Raw genomic sequence first — 17,479 nt, forward strand, 5'->3', positions numbered from 1 at the left:
TCAGGACTGACATTGAAGAAATCCACAAAGGCACTCATCGCAGGCGGCATCGGCGTCGCACTCCTCGTCGGCGGTGCAGGCACCGTCGCATTCTGGACCGACGAAGCGGACGGAGGCGACGGAGTGATCACTGCAGGCACCCTCGACCTCGGCACGCCGGCCGGCGGTGGCTGGGAGATCAGCCACGCTGGTGACGGCTCCGGCACTGCCACTGCCCCTGTCGCATTCAACCCCGAGTCCGACCAGATCGTCCCCGGCGACATCCTCACCTATGCCCAGAACATCCCCGTCACCCTCGAAGGTGAAAACATCGCGGCCCAGTTCGACGGCGCCATCGATGTCACCGCCAACGGAGCAGACGCCGACACCGCTCTCGCGGCGGCACTCGAAAAAGAGGATCTCGCCGCTACCGACATCTCGGGAGCGACGGGCGACCTTTCCTTCGACAACGGCAAGTTGACCGGCGAAGGAACCGGAAACGTCGAGGTCACCACGACGGTCAAGTTCCCGTGGGGCACCGAGGGCCAGTACAACCCGGCGAAGCTCGGATCGCTCAATTTCGCGGTCGACTACAAGCTCACTCAGGTTCCAGGCAACTGATCCTGCCGTCACCGAGGTGGGCGCGAGTACCAATACGCCCCACCTCGGTGATTTGTACCTTTTCATCATTTAGCTTTCGAGGAGATTGCGCATGTCCGCACGCCGTGCCGTGTTTGCTGCCGCTGCAGCCGCGACTGCGGGCGCTCTGCTCCTCGGCGGCAATGCGACATATGCAGCATGGTCGGACTCCGCGAAGTCTGAAAAGACAACAATCACTGCTGGGACATTAGCAGCAGAAATCACGCAGTCCGACCCAGCGTCTGTGGCGATGGGCGAGGGCGCAAGTGCGGGCATCTTCCCGGGTGATAACAGCAAGGGAATCATCCCGGGCGCACAAGGACAACGCTGGACGTACACAGTGACAAACTCTTCCAAGTCAGCAGTCACTGCGAACGTCGCGCTCAAAATCAACGGGTCAGTATCCAATGCCACCGACTACGCGGCGATCCGGCCGTATCTCAAGGCGACAACCAAGGTGGGCGCCACAACGACTGAAATCCCGAGCAGCGCATTCACGGCATCCGGCTTCCAGCACACCGTCAAACTCGGTGACAAATTGGCTCCAGGTAAGAAAGCGACCATCGAACTCACACTCTCGATGCCTGCAACCGTCACGAATTCGCAGGGTCAAAAGGTTGATGTCGCTGTCGAGCTGATCAAGCATCGCAGCGCGACTACTGATGCTCAGAAGATCTTCACCATGGAGAATTCCGCAAGCCTTTCGCAGGTTGGCCAACCGTGAAACATCAGAACTCCGCCGGTCGCACAAAGCGCATCTGGATAGTCGTCGCTGTACTCTCTGCACTCGTATTGTTGTTCCCGATCGGTTTCACGACTGCGTATCTCACGGACAAAGTCACTGCGAGCAAGACCTCCGGCGGTACGGGGCGATGGTGCTCGGTGCCTAACCCGAAACAGCATCCAAACGTCTACCGCCTCAAGGAATTCCCTCGCTATTCAGACGCCAAGGAGGGCACCGAGAACCCCTTCTCCGCCAACCCTGGATTCATCATCGTGCCTGTCGTCAACACGAATGGAGAGTTTGCACCCACCGATGGAAGCGGTGCAGGTACAGCCGGATCTCGCGACCTCAGTGTGCGGCTATGGTCATGCGACGCGACGAGTCAGTCAACGAATTCATCCATCAAAGTGACCGGATGGCGAGCAACAGGTAGTGCAACTCCGTACTGGCTGTCAGAGAAAAGTGCTGGATTCGCCGGACAACGGCTCGACCCCACACGTGGATTTGGCCTGGAATTGGCAAAACTCCACGTTCGTGGAACATCTCGGCTCACCGGCGGGCTCCAACATCTGACCGGTAGCGACCGACAACTCTATACATGGATTTTGTCGTCCAATCGCACCAAAACCGACCTCTCTGCCGACCCTGACTGCCTTACGAACTTATGCGTTATCAATATCAAAGAGGTTCCGAGCTTTCAACAGGCGTTCAAGAACGACACCGGTGGAGCAGGTGCTCCTTCGAATTCTGTCGAATACTCGGGTCAGAGTTATTGGAATGACTCCGGCGACTTGTCTCCGAACAATCCTCGCAATGTCCGGATGACGAGCTACTCAGGAGCCCGGCGGCCCCCATTCGCCCAAGGCCAACGACCGACGTCGACCGATGGCAGGCAAATCCAGTGGGTAGTCATGGAGTGGTGGGGCTCGACTGCCCCGAGCGATGACATGGTCGCCGAGGTTGTACTCCGATGAGGCCTCTCCCGACACGACCGGGCATCACCTCAGTCTTCGCGCTGATACTCGCCTTATTCGTCCTGGTTGCCGCTTCCCCCGTCTCAGCTTCTCCACAAGGCCAGCTCACCGTCACCCTCCCCGACGGCACTGCCCCTAAGAGCATGTTTGCCGAGACCACTCTCGTTCCAGGTGGCACGACTGAGGAGAAGCTCATCGTCTCCCAGAACACGGGCGAGCCTGTCAGGACAGGTATCCGTTTAGAACAGCTGTCCACAAACGATCCGCTCGTGGACGAGTCTGAACTCGTCCTGCATGGATTGGGTGAATCGGTCACAGCTCCACTGGGTCAAGTTCTCAAGTCAGGGGCCCCGGTTTGGCTTGGCAATCTGCCCTCAGATGACAAAGCCACGGTGACAATCGGCGTTCATCTTCCGGAATCTGCGACCAACGACACCCAACGCGAACGATCGCGCTTTCGCATCATTGTGACTGCACAGGAGGAGCCGGGCGCTTCCCCGCCCCCTACGTCATCTCCCACTCCCACAGCTTCTCCCACAGATCCCAGCGATGCTTCCAGCGACGAAGATGCTGGGACCGACGACTCCTCCACGGCCGACGCCACTTCGGGCGCTGACGACTCGGCAAACGACAATGCTGACACCTCAGCCGGTTCCGAGCAATCTGCAGAATCAGACAGCACCGACCGAGCAGATGGCTCCGGAAGCTCCAAAAACTCTGAAGGTTCCGAACAGGCCGACGGCTCCGCAAGTGCAGGAGACTCGGACGATCCGAGCGGAGATCTGCCGCGCACTGGCGCGAGCGTATTTGCCGCACTTCTCGTGGCAGCAGCGCTTCTGCTTGCCGGAGTCTTTGCCGTCCAGGCCAGCCGGAGACGTACCCGTTCCAACCGCGAATTCGACTGAGGCCTTCCCCTTGTGCCCGGCATCCAGTCGTGATTGCGTTGTCACATGACCCTTCCAGAGCTGTCTCTGCCGCTGACCACCGATCGACTCATCCTGCGTGCCTATCGAGAGTCCGACGCCGAGGCGCTGCTTCCGATCTACTCCCGTGAGGATGTGGCGCGGTTCCTCCTCTGCGATCCTTGGACCGCCGAGGAGTCACGGACGGAAATTTCCAAGCGCATTCCGAAGACCGGTTTGGATACCGAGTCACGTGCGCTCTCGCTAGTCATTGAGACCAAGGATGGACTTGACGATATCGAAGGATCAGTCATCATCGGCGACCTCGGCATCTGGCTCAACGGCGAATCAGCAGACAAGGCCGAGATCGGCTGGGTCCTCAATCCGGCTGCCGGTGGTCATGGCTTCGCATCGGAAGCGGCCACGGCCATGCTCAACGTCGCATTCGATCACTACGGTCTCCATCGGGTCATCGCTCAGATGGATGCCCGGAACACCGCCTCGGCGAAGTTGGCCACACGCATCGGCATGCAACAGGAAGCTCACCTGCGCCAGGATTGGTGGTCGAAGGGCGAATGGTCAGACACCCTCATCTTCGGGATGCTCGGCAGCGACCGTCAGGAGGCGTGAGGCCTACGGCGTCCGACGGCGCAGAGTCAGGGAACCGACGATGACGGCACCGACGATCCAACAGCCGATGAAGAGTATGCGCAACCAGATGTAGGCTGCGTCCTCGCTGCCTGTTGACACCGCAGTCAGAGCGTCGATCGCGTGCGACAGTGGCAGCCAGTCACCGATCACCTCGAGCACGTCCGGCAGCTGATCGCGGGGAAGGAAGATGCCGCCCAGCAGAATCTGCGGGAACACGAGCAGCGGCATGAACTGCACAACCTGGAACTCGGTGCGCGCGAATGCGCTGGCAAGCAGCCCGAGCGCCGTACCGAGCAGCGCATCGGCAATGGCGACGACGAAGAGCAGCACGATCGACTCTTCGATCTCCAGTCCGCACACCACCGTGGCGAAACCCACCGCGATCGCCGTCTGCACCACCGCCAGCAGACCGAAGGCCACGGTATATCCGAGGATGAAGTCACCCCGGCCCAAGGGCATCGACAGCAGACGTTCAAGAGTGCCGCTGCGCCGCTCTCTCAGTGTGCTGATGCTCGTGACGAGGAACATCACGATGAAGGGAAACAGCGCGAGCATCGCCGGGCCGATCCTGTCGAAGACATCCGTCTCGTCGAAGATCCAGGCCACAAGGCCGATGAGCAGGCTGGGCACGACGAGCAGCAGTGCGATCGTGCGCGGGTCGTTGCGGATCTGGAGCAGCACACGCCCTGCCGTGGCCAAGGTGCGCGAAGGAGTCATCTCTTCGTCCCCTTCGCGCCTCGCCCGCCCTGCGACGATGGGCTCGTCGCCAACAGTCTCTTCGAGACAGAATCCCTCTTAGCCGTGTCAGCTTCGATGATGCGCAGAAAAGCTTCCTCCGCCGAGGCGGCCCGCGTGTTCTCGAGCAGCTCGCTCGGAGTCGTATCGGCGATCACCGCGCCCTCACGCATCAGCAGCAGCCGGTCACACCGAGTGGCCTCATCCATGACGTGACTCGAGACGAGCAGCGTCGCCCCATCGTCTGCGATGCGGCGAAAGATGGCCCAGAGCTCGGAACGCAGGACCGGATCGAGCCCGACCGTGGGCTCATCGAGGACCAACAGCTCCGGCGACCCGAGCATCGCCGCCGCCAGCGACACACGATTGGCCTGCCCGCCGGAGAGCGTGCGGGCAAGCTGATCGGCCTGGCCTCTCAGATCGGTGCGCTCGATGACGCGCTCGACATCGGACTTCGCCACGCCTTGCACCCGGGCGAAGTAGGCCAGGTTCGCGCGCACCGAGAGGTCATCGTAGATGCTGGCCAACTGCGTCATATATCCGACTTTGTGGCGCAGAGGTGCCGAGCCTGCGGGCTCGCCGAGCACTTTGACGGTTCCGCCGCTGACGATCTGGACACCGACGATGGCGCGCATGAGCGTCGTCTTGCCGCTGCCGCTGGGCCCGAGCAGACCGACGATGGCACCGCGCGGCAGGGTCAGGTCGAGACTGTCGATCACGGTCGTTCGCCCGCGTCGAATCGTCAGCCCTCGAGCCTCGATCGCGTTGCTCGTCATATGAAGAATAAGACTCCCGATATTGGCCCACGTCAAGTGACCCGTGATACCAAAGGTCTGGGAAACAATCCGAAAACCGAGGCAAAGGTTCACGAAACGGGCCTCTGTTTGGTCAGAACCACCTCGGCGAGGGTCATAGCGTGGGAATAGCAAACGTCTCAGCGAAAGGTACACATGTACAGGCAGTCGTCGAAATTGGCCAATGTCCTCTATGACATTCGGGGACCCGTCCTCGAAGAGGCCGAGGCGATGGAGGCCAAGGGCCACACCATCCTCAAGCTCAACATCGGCAACCCTGCACCTTTCGGATTCGAAGCCCCCGAGGCGATCGTCCACGACATGGTCAAACAGCTGCCCGTGGCTCAGGGGTACTCGGACTCGCGTGGAATCCTCTCCGGTCGCCGCGCCGTCGTCCAGTACTACGAGACCAGAGGCATCCACAATCTGGACACCCCCGAGGTGTTCCTGGGCAACGGAGTCAGCGAACTCATCACCCTGTCCCTGCAGGCCCTGTGCAATCCCGGCGACGAGATCCTCGTCCCCAGCCCCGACTATCCCCTGTGGACGGCATCGGTCGCCCTGGCCGGCGGCACCCCCAAGCACTACCTGTGCGACGAAGCCACCGCCTGGCAGCCCGACCTCGAGGATCTCGAATCGAAGATCACCGAGAACACCCGCGGCATCGTCGTCATCAATCCGAACAACCCGACGGGTGCGGTCTACTCACGCGAGACTCTGAAGAAGATCGTCGACATCGCACGCCGCCACGACCTCATCATCTTCGCCGACGAGATCTACGAGAAGATCACCTACGACGACGTCGAGATGGTCAATATGGCTACCCTGACCGGCGACGATGTCCTGTGCCTGACCTACTCGGGACTGTCCAAGGCCTACCGGATCGCCGGCTACCGCGCCGGCTGGCTGGCCATCACCGGACCGCTGTCCGAGGCCAAGAGCTACCTCGAAGGCATCAAACTCCTGGCCAATATGCGCATGTGCGCCAACGTTCCCGCCCAGCACGCAATTCAGGCAGCACTAGGCGGCAAGCAGTCGATCGAGGACCTGGTCCTGCCGCAGGGCCGCCTCGGCGCGCAGATGAACCTCGCGCACGAGGGGCTGAACTCCATCGACGGTGTCTCCGCGCACCGAGCCAGCGGTGCCCTCTACATGTTCGCGAAACTCGACGTCGACAAATTCAACATCACCGATGACGAACAGTTCGCCCTCGACCTGCTGCGCGAACAGAAGATCCTCGTCTCCCACGGCACCGCCTTCAACTGGTCGAGCCCCGACCACTTCCGACTCGTCACCCTGCCCTCCGTCGAGGTCCTGGACGAATCGATCAACCGCCTCGGCGAGTTCCTCTCCGGCTACAAGCAGAACGCACCCAGCACCTGCGAGCTGCCGACCGTTCAGGAGATGTCGCCGGCGGCGGGGTGAGCTGAGGCTGAGATAATGGCCCCATGACGGAGCGCTCGACAGGACCAGAGACCGTAGCAGTGGACTCCGTCGCACGGGCTATCAGTCTGATCGCGCGCGGCAACCCCGTCGATCGCGGCTCGTTGGAGGCAGAACTCGGGCCGCAGTCGACCCTCATCGACTCGCTTCTCGACCTGTCCACCACCATGGTTCGCTGGCGCCAGAAGGACCATGAACGCGCAGCCCTGCTCGAAAGCGCCTCAGAGCTCATCCAGGTCAGAGACACGAAGCGCCTGTTGCAGAAGCTCGTCGACAGAGCCAAGTCGTTGATCGGCTGCGACATCGCCTATCTCTCGGAATACAACCCGGAAACCGACGAGCTCAACGTCAGAGCCAGCCGCGGGGCCATTTCGCTCCAACTCCCGGCGCTGCGAGTACCACCCGGAGTTGGGCTCGCAGGCCGTGTCGTCCGCGATCGGGCTGCCCACTGGACCTCGGACTACGACCTGACTCAACTGCCGCATGAGCGGCGTGTCGACTCAGCTGTCAAGGCAGAAGGCATGGAGTCACTCCTCGGAGTGCCCATGGTCGTCGACGGTGAAGTGCTCGGTGCCCTGTTCGCGGCGAATCGCTACCCCCATGACTTCGGGGCAGATGAGATCACCTTGCTCTCTGCTCTGGCAGACCACGCTTCGGTGATTCTCAAGACCGCCCGACTCATGGGCGAACTCGCCGAAGCGGCCGCACTGTCTGCTGCCTCAGAAGAACTGGCCGCGGCCAAGGCGAGCACCTTGCAGCGCCTCGTCGAGGTCGAAGAGCAGCTGACCCAGTTGGTGCTGCAGGGCCACGGTGCAGCAGCCGTCACGAAAGTCATTGCCGAGACCCTCCGTGCCGAGGTGCTCATCGTGGACAGTTGGAGCCTTGACTCCCCCGATTTCCCAGCAGACGAGGGATTCCTCGCCGAGGCCGACGTGAGTCGAGATGACATTCTTGCGGCGTTGGACACCAGTCACCGCACCGGACGAAGCGTCCAGATCGCCCACGCCAAGCGACTCATCGCTGCCTCGGTGGCGTCGAACAGACGTCAGCACAGCGGGCTGTTCGTGCTCTTCCACAACGACCCCAAAGACGGCGACCACAGCATCGTCGCGCAGGCCGCACAGTCTTTGGCACTCATTCAGATGAACGAGCAGTCACGTGCCGACGCGGAGAACCGTGTGCGCGGCGAACTGGCCGTCGATCTGATCGCCGACACCAGAAGTCTCGACGAGTTGCGAGCGCGAGCGCGTTCCAGCAACTTCACCCTCCTCGGCCCCTGGCAGCTCATCGTGGTTCAAGCCGGCCCCAACGACTTCGACCGCATCGGTTCGTATCTGGCTCGGATCGAGCCGCGGATTCTCATGACTCAACGTTCCCCGGGCCTGACCGTGCTGCTGCCCCGTTCGGCACATCGAAGCCGAACGCAGCTGAATGAGCTGCTCACCGCCTCAGACGTCCTGCGCGAGTGCCTGGTCGTTGTCTCCGACACTGAATTTCAGCGTTCGCAGCTGCGCACCGCAGAAGACGAACTCTGGTCGTGCGTGCGTGTGCTCAACTCGCTCTCGATCACCACAGGCGTCCGCCCCACTGAGGACTTCGCTCCTTACACGGCGATGTTCGGCTCAGCCCCCGAACACGTCGGACAGTTCATGGAGCGCATGCTCGGCCCGCTGCGACAATGGGATCGGCGGCAATCGGCCGATCTGATCACCACACTGCGCACCTACTTCGAACACAGCAGCAGCGTCAGCCGCACCGCCGCTGCTCTCTCGGTTCACATCAATACCGTCAAACTGCGGCTGGAGCGCATCGATACGGTACTCGACAACGACTGGCGAGCGCCCGAATACGCGTTCCGTCTCCACGTCGCACTCCGCCTGGATCAGCTCCGGCAGAAGGACTGAACCTACCCGGGTATGAGCCAGCAGCCCTGGCCGATACGGCCATGAGCGGACAATATTACTGGCTGCAACGGCCATAGGTGTTCGAGTCCTGAAGTGTTTGACTGAACTCTGCGCGGAATTACTCTGCGCAGACGCTCTGACCGGCTCAGCTCGGCCGCTTTCGGCAGCCGCGGTCGGCAGACACAGATTCGAAGAAGACTCGACAGGAGACACACCATGGCAGAGAACAGTCGTATCGCCGACTTCCGCAATAAGTCGGTCAACGATCGTCGCACGGCAGTAGCCGAGGCAACCGGGCTCGACACCGAGGTGTTCACCCAGATCGATGCGACTGCGTTCGGCCCCGAGCAGGCCGCCAACCTGAGCGAGAACGTCTTCGGTGTCTTCTCCCTGCCGTTGGGAGTCGCCACCAACTTCACGATCAACGGCACCGATGTCCTCGTACCCATGGCCACCGAAGAGGCATCGGTCATCGCCGCAGCCAGCAACGCCGCACGGATGGCACGGCCCACAGGCGGGTTCTTCACCAGCTCGACCCAGCCGATCATGCAGGCACAGATCCAGCTCATCAATGTGGCAGACCCTCATGCCGCACGGTCCCGTATCTTCGAACGCCAGGATGAGATCATCGACCTGGCCAATGCGCAGGATCCGAAGCTCGTCGAGGTCGGCGGAGGAGTCAAGGGCCTCGATGTTCGCCTCGTCGAGGCGAAGTCGGCAACCTATGTCGTTGTCCATCTCCACGTCGACGTCCGCGATGCCATGGGAGCCAATGCGGTCAACACCATGGCAGAGGCGGTGTCGAGCAGCCTTGCGGCGATCGCCGAGGGCGACGCACTGCTGCGCATCCTGACGAACAAGGCAGATCTTCGCCTGAGCCGAGCGCGCGCCGTCTTCGACAAAGAACTCCTGGGTGGAGCCGAAGTCGTCGACAACATCCTCCACGCCTACGAGCTGGCGGCAGCCGACCCGTACCGGGCCGCCACTCACAACAAGGGCATCATGAACGGCATCTCCGCTGTCGTCCTGGCCACCGGAAATGACACTCGCGCGGTGGAAGCCGGCGCCCATTCGCATGCCCTGGTCGACGGTCGGTACACCTCACTGTCCACGTTCGAAAAGGACGCCGAAGGCAACCTCGTCGGCAACCTCGAGATGCCGATGCCCGTCGGTCTCGTGGGTGGTGCCACGAAGGTCCACCCTGCGGCCCGCACCTCCCTCCAGGTCGCCGAAGTGAGCACCGCGAAGGACCTGGCCGAAATCATCGTCGCAGCCGGTCTGGCGCAGAACCTGGCGGCGCTGCGGGTTCTGGCCACCGAAGGTGTGCAGCGCGGTCACATGTCGCTGCATGCGAAGAATCTTGCCGTGTCCGCAGGCGCCACCGCCGAAGAGGCCAAGATCATCGTGGAGAAGCTGATCGAAGAGAAGGCCTTCCGCTTCGATCGGGTTCAGGCCATCCTCGCCGATCTTCGCTCAGGTGCACAGAAATGATGGACTCACTCCCACAGGTCTTCACCCATGACGATTTTCCGACTCAGGTCAGGGTCTACGAGGTCAGTGCTCGGGACGGGCTACAGGCTGAATCTCTCACCCTGCCCGCCGAGGTTCGGGCCCAGCTCATCTCCCGACTGGCCGATTCCGGTCTGAAGTCCATCGAAGCAGGCAGCTTCGTGTCCCCTCAGGCCGTTCCGCAGATGGCTGACACCCGCTCAGTTCTCGACGAGCTCGACCTCGACTCGGACATCTCCTACCCAGTCCTCGTGCCCAACCAGCGCGGACTCGCCGATGCCATGTCCGCGGGCGCCAAGGACATCGCTGTGTTCGTCAGTGTCACGGAAGCCTTCTCTCGGGCCAACCTCGGCGACAGCCTCGAAGTGACCACGGCACGCAACCTTGACGTGGCGGCCGCGGCCACCTCGGCGGGAATGCGCGTGCGCGGTTATCTGTCCATGGTCTTCGGCGATCCCTGGGAAGGCCCGGTGGACCCACAGCGTGTGGTCACGGCATCTCATCGACTGCTGGAATCCGGCTGCTCGTCGCTTTCGCTCGGCGATACCATCGGCACCGCCACACCTGGTCACGTCACCGCGGTTCTGCAGGCCCTGATCGACGACGGCATCCCGGTCGAGTCGATCGCGCTGCACACCCACAACACCTACGGTCAGGCGCTGGCGAACGTCTACGCCGCCCTCCAGCTGGGAGTGACCGAGTTCGACGCCTCGGCCGGTGGGGTAGGTGGCTGCCCGTTCGCAGGCTCAGCGACGGGAAACCTGGCAACTGAGGATCTCCTGTGGATGCTTGACGGTCTGGGAATCTCGACCGGAGTCAACATCCGCGCAGTCGCGGAGACGAGCCAATGGCTGAGTCAGCAACTCGGCAAGCCACTGGCGTCGGCCACCTCGGCAGCCATCGTCAATCAGTAGCACCACAGTTCACAACAGACCGTTCATCAACAGAAGGTAGGCGAAGATGCCACAGCTGCTCGAAGTCTGGAATGACACTGTCGACTCAAAACACCTTGTCGGCAGCATTGCCATCGGAATTGGGGTGGCGGTTCCCGCTTTCCTCATCTCCGACCATCTCTTCACGACCACCGGCGATCCGGAACTGGGGCATTCCTACGCTCTTCTCATCGGGATCGTCGGCTGCATCATCGGTGCCGTGATCGCCGGGATCCTGTTCAAGCCCAAGCGGGTGATCACGCAGTCAGAGGCCGATACACGGAACCGACAGGAGGTCATTGACGAAGTCGTCGAAGAGTACGGCGACCTGGGTGACCCCCGCGATCTCAAACCGGGGGTGCAGGAGGAGATCCGAGCACTCGGGCTCTTCGACGCTCTGGTCGAGAACCATGAGAACCGGGCGAAGGGTGCACAGCTGTGAGCGCGGATCTCATTGAGCCGATCCTGTGGGCGATCGGCATGGCCCTGCTGGCCGCGGTGCTCTTCACCGGAATCGGCCTCATCTCAGGCACCGACGAGACAGCGATCGTCGCACCCCTGGCACTGCTCGTCATCCTCATCGGAGTACCGCCGGCCGGCGTCATCGCCTTCTTCTTGGCAGCGATCATCGCCAAGCACATCTCTCACGCCGTGCCCACAACACTGTTGGGGATACCCGGCGACACCACTGCCGTGCCGATGCTGCGCGAAGCACAGCTGCTGCGTTCTCTCGGAGTGCCTCATATCGCCCTGCAGAAGGCCATCTCCGGCGGCGTGATCGCGGTGATCATCGCGATTCCTCTGTCGATCCTCTTCGCACTGGTCCTCACTCCGTTCGCCGAGGCCATCGGTGCCGCAGCCCCGTGGATCTTCATCGCGGCGGCCGTGCTCGTCGCGTACACGTCGAAGGGAAAGCTGGCGGCAGTCGTCGCACTGATCCCCTTCGTCCTCATCATCGTCGGGCTGCAGGCATTCATCCTCGAACAGAAGGACGCGACGTTCACAACCTCCTTCTTCCTGGGCATCGCGACCGGTCCTCTCATCTACGATCTGTTCTCTGCCCTGTCCCCCGCGGGCCGTCGGTCGATGACTCAGGCAGGCAAGCGGGAGTTCGACCTCGCGCCCGACGTCCGGCCTGCGGGTGGGGCAAAGTTACCGAACCCCTTCAAGGTCCTGGACCGAAAGCAGTTGGCCTACACGAGCGGTTCGGCCGTCATCACCAGCGCAACCTTCGTGTTCTCACCAGTCGCCATGGCGGTGCTCATGGGTGAGATCGCCGGCAGCCGAATCAAGAACGGTTTCCATCGACTGACTACGGTCGTGTCCGTCAGGAACGGAACCACCGAGTCGACCTATATCGCCGAGACACTGATCCCGCTGATCGCCATCGGCCTCCCTCTCTCGCCGATGGCCGCGGGCCCGGCAGCGCCGCTGTTCAACGCGCCGCCGGTCTACACCCTCGATGCGGAGACGGGCGAGACGAACAATCTGCACGACCTGCTGTCGACCGGTGAGTTCGCGCTCTTCTCGGTCATCGCCGCGGTCATCGCAGTTGCAGTCGCCTACCCCTTCGTGATGAGGAACGCCCACAGGGCTGCTACTTGGGTGATGAAATCGGTCTCACACGAGGCGATCATCGCCGGATTCGCCGCGCTCATCTGCGTCATCTGCCTCTACGAAGGTGGTCTGCTCGCACTCGGCGTGACCATCACTGTGGGACTGGTCGGTGGTCTGTTCAACAGAATGATCGGCATGCACGCAGGCGTCCAATTTATGGGCTACTACGTCGCCGTCCTCACGGTTCCGGCAGTTCTGGCCCTGTAAAAGGTCCCGACGGTCCGACATTGCTGGTCGCCTGGGCCAGACTCGAAGCACCGGGGTACGTCTACCTCGGTGCTTCGTTATGTCTCAAAGACCGCCCTGTCCCTGTGACGCGCAAGGTCTCGAAACGTCACAGAAATTCATAGTCTAGTAATCGGATCGACTTAGTGGGTATTGTTGGCAGCGAACGAATTGCTCAACAATCTTCAGCTTGCTGAAAGGTCACCACTATGCGCCAGCTCATCGTCCTCGGATTCGTCGGGCTTCTTGCCCAGCTCATCGACGGCTCCCTCGGCATGGCCTATGGAGTGACGTCGACGACCCTGCTGCTCGCGGCCGGGATCGCGCCGGCCACAGCATCGGCGGCGGTGCACTTCTCTGAGATCGGCACGTCTTTGGTCTCCGGCATCTCCCACCACAAGTTCGGCAACGTCGACTGGAAGACGGTCTCGATCCTCGCGATCCCCGGCTTCGTCGGTGCCTTCGCCGGCGCCACCTTCCTCACCAGCCTCAACGGTGATGCGGCCACACCGTGGATCTCGGGCATCCTGCTGGCCCTCGGAATCTATGTGATCTGGCGCTTCCTCGCCCTCGGCGGTCGACGCCCCGAGTTCAAGGGCCGGCCCGGAGTGAAGCTGCTCGTTCCCATGGGACTTGTCGGCGGTGCCCTGGACTCCATCGGCGGAGGCGGTTGGGGCCCGGTCGGGACCACCACTCTCCTGTCATCGGGGCGACTGGAACCACGCAAGGTCGTCGGGTCGATCGACACCAGCGAATTCGTCGTCGCGGTCGGCGGCTCGCTCGGGTTCCTCTTCGCGCTGGGCTCTTCAGGAATCGAATGGTCGATCGCCGGGGCGCTTCTGGTCGGCGGTGTCATCGCCGCACCCATCGCCGCCTGGCTGGTCAAGATCCTGCCCGCCCGGGTGCTGGCGATCGCCGCCGGCGGCATCATCATCCTCACCAACGCACGCACGATCGCCCTGGCCCTCGGAGCATCGTCGACCACGGTCACCATCACCCTCATCGCCCTCGCAGCAGCCTGGATCGCACTCATCGTGCATGCGGTTCGCCTTGAGCGCCGCACCCGTCAGACCGAATCCCTCGCCGAGGTGGGCGCCGAAGTCACCACCGGAAGCTGAGCACCGCAGACGGCCGGTTCCCCGGCTCAAGCCGGGGTGCCGGTTCGCAGGGGTGCCGGTGAGCCCGCTGTTACTATGACGGCATGCGGGTCACCACGAAATCCGACTATGCCCTGCGGGCCCTGATCGAGATCGCCAACGTCAGCGACGGCGGCCCCATCAGCGCCGATGAGCTCGGAAAGCGACAGAACATCCCCAAGGGATTTCTCCAGGCCATCCTCGCCGACCTGCGCCGAGTCGAGATCGTGGCCTCGGTCCGCGGCAAGTCCGGCGGCTGGACACTGACGAAGCCCGCGAGCGCCACCACCATCGCCGATGTCATCCGCGCCGTCGACGGACCGCTGGTCTCCATCTACGGCCAGCGACCTGAGGCCGTCGAGTACGACGATGCCGCCGAATCCCTCCAACAGGTGTGGATCGCGGCCCGCTTCGCCCTCCGCGATGTCCTCGAGCAGGTGACCATCGAGGCTCTGGCCTCGAAGACATTGCCCGCCGAGGTGACCGAGAAGGTCGCAATCGAAGACGCTTGGAACCCGCACTGAGCAGTCACCACCAGCGCATCACCGTCGTTGCATCCGTTGCGTCACCGCCATTGCGCGGTGACGGTTCCCACGTCAGCGACCACCTCGGCGACGGCGGCATGATGGGCGGCGATGATCGGGTCGTGCCGTGTGACCTTCGCGGTCGACTCCCCCGACCGTGCGCGGGATACGAGGAGGACGTCGCGGCGGCAGGCGTCCATCGGCATCGGGATGACTTCGACCGTCGGGTCCTCGGGGACCGAGGAATCAGGGATCACTGCGACCGCCAACCCGGCCGCGATCATCCGGATGATCGCGGCGTAGTCATCCATCCGCATGCCCACCCGCGGCTCAAAGCCGGCGGCCACACAGAACGACCGAACTACCTCGTCGATGGCATCTCCGGGATCGATGCTGAACGCCCAGGTCTGGGACACCAAGGCCGTGAGATCGGGCATCCCGTGAGCATCGAAGGAGACCGGACCGACGGACTTCGGCACGCAGAGGAAGAGCTGCTCCGAATACAGGTGCTTGGCCTTCAGGGTCGACGGGATCCACGTCTTGTCGATGTCGGTGGAGACGAGCAGCGCCAGGTCGAGGTCTCCGGATTCCAGCCTGGCGACGAGCTTCGCATGCTCATCCATGGTCACATCGAGTGCCGCGGCCGTCATATCAGCAGGTGCGGGAAGAACAGTGGCCATCTCGTCAGGGGTCTGCCAGCGCGCACGCTTCTGCAGCTGGTTGTGCAGCTTTGGGATCACTCGGGCACCGACCGTGGGAACGGCCCCGATGCGAACCGGAACCGCCTGATCTTCACGCCACAGAGCCACCTCGGCGCCGAGGCGGTCGCACAGTCCCAGGATCTCCACAGCACGGGAGACGACAAGGCCGCCGACCACTGTCGGCTGCGATCCCCGCGGGCTCTTCTCGATCAAGGTCGAGCCCAGTGCCCTCTCCAGATTGCGCAGGTGATGGTTGACGGTGGGTTGGCTCCACCCCAGCGTGGTCGCCGCGGCGGCAACCGAACCGGACTCGGCGATCGCGCGCAGGGCTGAGAGTCCACGGGTATCCAGAGTTTCCATGATCCTCCAACCACAAGCTCAATAGTGTGTATTCATCAGTTTAGGAAACTTGGTATTCTCCCGGCAAGGGGTCACTCCCTAACCTGGATTCATGACCGTGCATCAAGACTCCCCCATGACCTCCGCCTCAGATCATTCGGCATTCCCGGGAACTGCGAAGACCTACGCGCCCTATGCCGATGCGCTGCAGGCGGCGGCCAAGCGTGACTCGCTGTTCCTGTCCACCCCCGGACACGGCGGCACCACCACGGGAATCTCCGCAGGTCAGGCCGAGTTCTTCGGCGAGCACACCCTCTCCCTGGACATCCCCCCGCTCTTCGACGGCATCGACCTCGGCGTCGACACCCCGAAGGACGAAGCCCTGCAGCTGGCCGCCGAGGCCTGGGGCGCGCGGCGCACCTGGTTCCTCACCAACGGCTCCTCGCAGGGCAACCGCATGGCAGCGCTGGCGATCGGCACCCTGGGCACGGGCGTCGTCACCCAGCGCAGCGCCCATTCGAGCTTCATCGACGGCATCGTGTTGGCTGGCCTCAACCCCGGCTTCGTCTCCCCCAACGTCGACGAGGTCAACGGCATCGCCCATGGAGTCACCCCGGATTCGCTGCGCCATGCCATCGCCGCTCACCCTGAGAAGGTCTCTGCCGTCTACCTGGTGACCCCCAGCTACTTCGGTGCAGTCGCCGACGTCAGCGCTCTGGCCGAGGTCGCCCACGAAGCCGGTGCCGCCCTCATCATCGATGCCGCATGGGGCGCCCACTTCGGCTTCCACCCCGACCTGCCGGAGTCCCCCGTGACCCTGGGCGCCGATATCGTCATCATGAGTACACACAAGCTCGCCGGCTCATTCACCCAGTCGGCCCTGCTCCACCTCGGCGACACCGAATTCGCGAACAGGCTCGAACCGGCCCTGGCCCGTGCCTTCATGATGACGGCCTCGACCAGCGAGAACGCCCACCTCATGGCATCGATCGACATTGCCCGCCGCGACCTTGTGAACTCCCAGGATGCGATTGCCGATTCGCTGGACAACATCCGCCAGATCCGTGCCCGGATCGAGGGCTCCGAGCACTATCATCTGCTGTCCGGAGACTTCATGAACCATGCCGACGTCGTCGACATCGACCCCTTCCGCCTGCCCATCGACATCACCTCGACGGGACTCGACGGCCATGCTGTGCGCAAGCGCCTGACCGAGGAGTTCGACATCTTCGCCGAGATGGCGACGGCCACGACGATCGTCGCCCTCATCGGCATCGGCAAGTCCCCCGACCTCGGCCGACTCTTCGACGCACTCGACCAGATCCGTGCCGAGAACTCCGGGACGCCCGGTGCAGGTACGGCCGAGTCTGCGACGAGAGCCTCGGGCATCCCCGCGCTGCCGAACGCCGGAGAGTTGGTTGCCCTGCCGCGCGATGCCTACTTCGCAGAATCCGAACTCGTCCCCGCCGCCGAGGCGATCGGACGGACCAGCGTCAGCTCGCTGGCCGCGTACCCACCCGGAATCCCGAATGTCCTCCCCGGTGAGAGGATCACTGCAGAGACCGTCGAGTTCCTACAGGCCGTCGCTGCCAGCCCATCGGGACACGTCCGCGGCGGCGTCGATGCGACCCTGAGCACGTTCCGCGTCCTCAAGGACTGACTGCTGCCGTCGGGCCTGACGGCTGTCGCCGTGCCCGACGGGCTTCGACCGGGCCTGGCAGACTGGTTGATTGTTCAAATAACGATACTGA

At 62.9% G+C, this 17,479-nt stretch carries 17 protein-coding genes; 14 read left to right on the forward strand and 3 right to left on the reverse strand.

The window, feature by feature from the left end; genetic code table 11:
* Nucleotides 1-12: 12 nt before the first annotated feature.
* From PGC08_RS18825 to PGC08_RS18845, 5 genes are all read left to right on the forward strand, one after another.
* Nucleotides 13-600, forward strand: a complete 588-nt coding sequence (locus tag PGC08_RS18825; RefSeq protein ID WP_180959232.1) for an alternate-type signal peptide domain-containing protein — start codon at nucleotides 13-15, stop codon at nucleotides 598-600.
* A 109-nt stretch (nucleotides 601-709) separates the two neighbouring features.
* Nucleotides 710-1,342: a SipW-dependent-type signal peptide-containing protein gene (locus tag PGC08_RS18830; RefSeq protein ID WP_271709160.1), complete on the forward strand. Its 633-nt coding sequence runs from the start codon at nucleotides 710-712 to the stop codon at nucleotides 1,340-1,342.
* Nucleotides 1,339-2,316 (forward strand): hypothetical protein, encoded by a 978-nt coding sequence (locus tag PGC08_RS18835; RefSeq protein WP_271709161.1) that lies wholly within the window; start codon nucleotides 1,339-1,341, stop codon nucleotides 2,314-2,316. Before PGC08_RS18830 ends, PGC08_RS18835 begins: the two co-directional genes overlap by 4 nt.
* Nucleotides 2,317-2,708: 392 nt before the next feature.
* Nucleotides 2,709-3,221 carry a hypothetical protein gene (locus PGC08_RS18840; RefSeq protein ID WP_271709162.1) on the forward strand — a complete coding sequence of 171 codons (513 nt, stop codon included), beginning with the start codon at nucleotides 2,709-2,711 and terminating at the stop codon, nucleotides 3,219-3,221.
* A gap of 45 nt (nucleotides 3,222-3,266) precedes the next feature.
* Entirely contained in the window at nucleotides 3,267-3,848 is a 582-nt protein-coding gene (locus tag PGC08_RS18845) for a GNAT family N-acetyltransferase (protein ID WP_271709163.1), read from the forward strand.
* Nucleotides 3,849-3,851: 3 nt separating this feature from the next.
* Here PGC08_RS18845 and PGC08_RS18850 read toward each other — a convergent pair whose 3' ends face one another.
* Both PGC08_RS18850 and PGC08_RS18855 read right to left on the reverse strand, forming a co-directional pair.
* Nucleotides 3,852-4,586 (reverse strand): ABC transporter permease, encoded by a 735-nt coding sequence (locus PGC08_RS18850; RefSeq protein ID WP_096146121.1) that lies wholly within the window; start codon nucleotides 4,584-4,586, stop codon nucleotides 3,852-3,854.
* The gene (locus tag PGC08_RS18855) at nucleotides 4,583-5,380 is read right to left on the reverse strand and encodes an ABC transporter ATP-binding protein (RefSeq protein WP_096146122.1); all 798 of its coding nucleotides are present in this window, start codon (nucleotides 5,378-5,380) and stop codon (nucleotides 4,583-4,585) included. Before PGC08_RS18855 ends, PGC08_RS18850 begins: the two co-directional genes overlap by 4 nt.
* 174 nt (nucleotides 5,381-5,554) lie before the next feature.
* Here PGC08_RS18855 and PGC08_RS18860 point away from each other — a divergent pair, with 174 nt between their 5' ends.
* From PGC08_RS18860 to PGC08_RS18895, 8 genes are all read left to right on the forward strand, one after another.
* Nucleotides 5,555-6,823 carry a pyridoxal phosphate-dependent aminotransferase gene (locus PGC08_RS18860; RefSeq protein WP_096161147.1) on the forward strand — a complete coding sequence of 423 codons (1,269 nt, stop codon included), beginning with the start codon at nucleotides 5,555-5,557 and terminating at the stop codon, nucleotides 6,821-6,823.
* Nucleotides 6,824-6,846: 23 nt separating this feature from the next.
* Complete coding sequence (locus tag PGC08_RS18865) at nucleotides 6,847-8,745, forward strand: helix-turn-helix domain-containing protein (RefSeq protein ID WP_096161146.1); 1,899 nt, start codon at nucleotides 6,847-6,849, stop codon at nucleotides 8,743-8,745.
* Nucleotides 8,746-8,961: 216 nt separating this feature from the next.
* A complete protein-coding gene (locus PGC08_RS18870; RefSeq protein WP_096157787.1) occupies nucleotides 8,962-10,236 on the forward strand; it encodes a hydroxymethylglutaryl-CoA reductase, degradative in 1,275 nt (424 codons plus the stop codon).
* Nucleotides 10,233-11,168: a hydroxymethylglutaryl-CoA lyase gene (locus PGC08_RS18875; RefSeq protein WP_271709164.1), complete on the forward strand. Its 936-nt coding sequence runs from the start codon at nucleotides 10,233-10,235 to the stop codon at nucleotides 11,166-11,168. Before PGC08_RS18870 ends, PGC08_RS18875 begins: the two co-directional genes overlap by 4 nt.
* A gap of 46 nt (nucleotides 11,169-11,214) precedes the next feature.
* On the forward strand, nucleotides 11,215-11,628 hold the full coding sequence (locus PGC08_RS18880; RefSeq protein WP_096157789.1) for a hypothetical protein: 414 nt from the start codon (nucleotides 11,215-11,217) through the stop codon (nucleotides 11,626-11,628).
* Nucleotides 11,625-13,010: a tripartite tricarboxylate transporter permease gene (locus tag PGC08_RS18885; RefSeq protein ID WP_096157790.1), complete on the forward strand. Its 1,386-nt coding sequence runs from the start codon at nucleotides 11,625-11,627 to the stop codon at nucleotides 13,008-13,010. The genes PGC08_RS18880 and PGC08_RS18885 overlap by 4 nt, the downstream gene beginning before the upstream one ends.
* A 227-nt stretch (nucleotides 13,011-13,237) precedes the next feature.
* Complete coding sequence (locus PGC08_RS18890; protein WP_069601129.1) at nucleotides 13,238-14,146, forward strand: sulfite exporter TauE/SafE family protein; 909 nt, start codon at nucleotides 13,238-13,240, stop codon at nucleotides 14,144-14,146.
* A gap of 83 nt (nucleotides 14,147-14,229) precedes the next feature.
* Nucleotides 14,230-14,688, forward strand: a complete 459-nt coding sequence (locus tag PGC08_RS18895) for an RrF2 family transcriptional regulator (RefSeq protein WP_069601130.1) — start codon at nucleotides 14,230-14,232, stop codon at nucleotides 14,686-14,688.
* Nucleotides 14,689-14,729: 41 nt separating this feature from the next.
* Here PGC08_RS18895 and PGC08_RS18900 read toward each other — a convergent pair whose 3' ends face one another.
* Entirely contained in the window at nucleotides 14,730-15,749 is a 1,020-nt protein-coding gene (locus PGC08_RS18900; RefSeq protein WP_096146124.1) for a LysR family transcriptional regulator, read from the reverse strand.
* 91 nt (nucleotides 15,750-15,840) lie between these two features.
* On the opposite strand from PGC08_RS18900, the gene PGC08_RS18905 reads away from it, so the two are divergent.
* Entirely contained in the window at nucleotides 15,841-17,388 is a 1,548-nt protein-coding gene (locus tag PGC08_RS18905) for an aminotransferase class I/II-fold pyridoxal phosphate-dependent enzyme (protein WP_226829854.1), read from the forward strand.
* Nucleotides 17,389-17,479: the final 91 nt, after the last annotated feature.

The organism is Brevibacterium sp. BDJS002 (genome assembly GCF_028201555.1).
Lineage (GTDB): Bacteria > Actinomycetota > Actinomycetes > Actinomycetales > Brevibacteriaceae > Brevibacterium > Brevibacterium aurantiacum.

Coding starts and splice junctions, on each gene's coding strand:
- PGC08_RS18870 (WP_096157787.1), top strand. CDS start 8,962: ATGGCAGAGAACAGTCGTATCGCCGACTTCCGCAATAAGTCGGTCAAC.
- PGC08_RS18890 (WP_069601129.1), top strand. CDS start 13,238: ATGCGCCAGCTCATCGTCCTCGGATTCGTCGGGCTTCTTGCCCAGCTC.
- PGC08_RS18895 (WP_069601130.1), top strand. CDS start 14,230: ATGCGGGTCACCACGAAATCCGACTATGCCCTGCGGGCCCTGATCGAG.
- PGC08_RS18875 (WP_271709164.1), top strand. CDS start 10,233: ATGATGGACTCACTCCCACAGGTCTTCACCCATGACGATTTTCCGACT.
- PGC08_RS18880 (WP_096157789.1), top strand. CDS start 11,215: ATGCCACAGCTGCTCGAAGTCTGGAATGACACTGTCGACTCAAAACAC.
- PGC08_RS18900 (WP_096146124.1), bottom strand. CDS start 15,749: ATGGAAACTCTGGATACCCGTGGACTCTCAGCCCTGCGCGCGATCGCC.
- PGC08_RS18905 (WP_226829854.1), top strand. CDS start 15,841: ATGACCGTGCATCAAGACTCCCCCATGACCTCCGCCTCAGATCATTCG.
- PGC08_RS18855 (WP_096146122.1), bottom strand. CDS start 5,380: ATGACGAGCAACGCGATCGAGGCTCGAGGGCTGACGATTCGACGCGGG.
- PGC08_RS18845 (WP_271709163.1), top strand. CDS start 3,267: ATGACCCTTCCAGAGCTGTCTCTGCCGCTGACCACCGATCGACTCATC.
- PGC08_RS18860 (WP_096161147.1), top strand. CDS start 5,555: ATGTACAGGCAGTCGTCGAAATTGGCCAATGTCCTCTATGACATTCGG.
- PGC08_RS18865 (WP_096161146.1), top strand. CDS start 6,847: ATGACGGAGCGCTCGACAGGACCAGAGACCGTAGCAGTGGACTCCGTC.
- PGC08_RS18850 (WP_096146121.1), bottom strand. CDS start 4,586: ATGACTCCTTCGCGCACCTTGGCCACGGCAGGGCGTGTGCTGCTCCAG.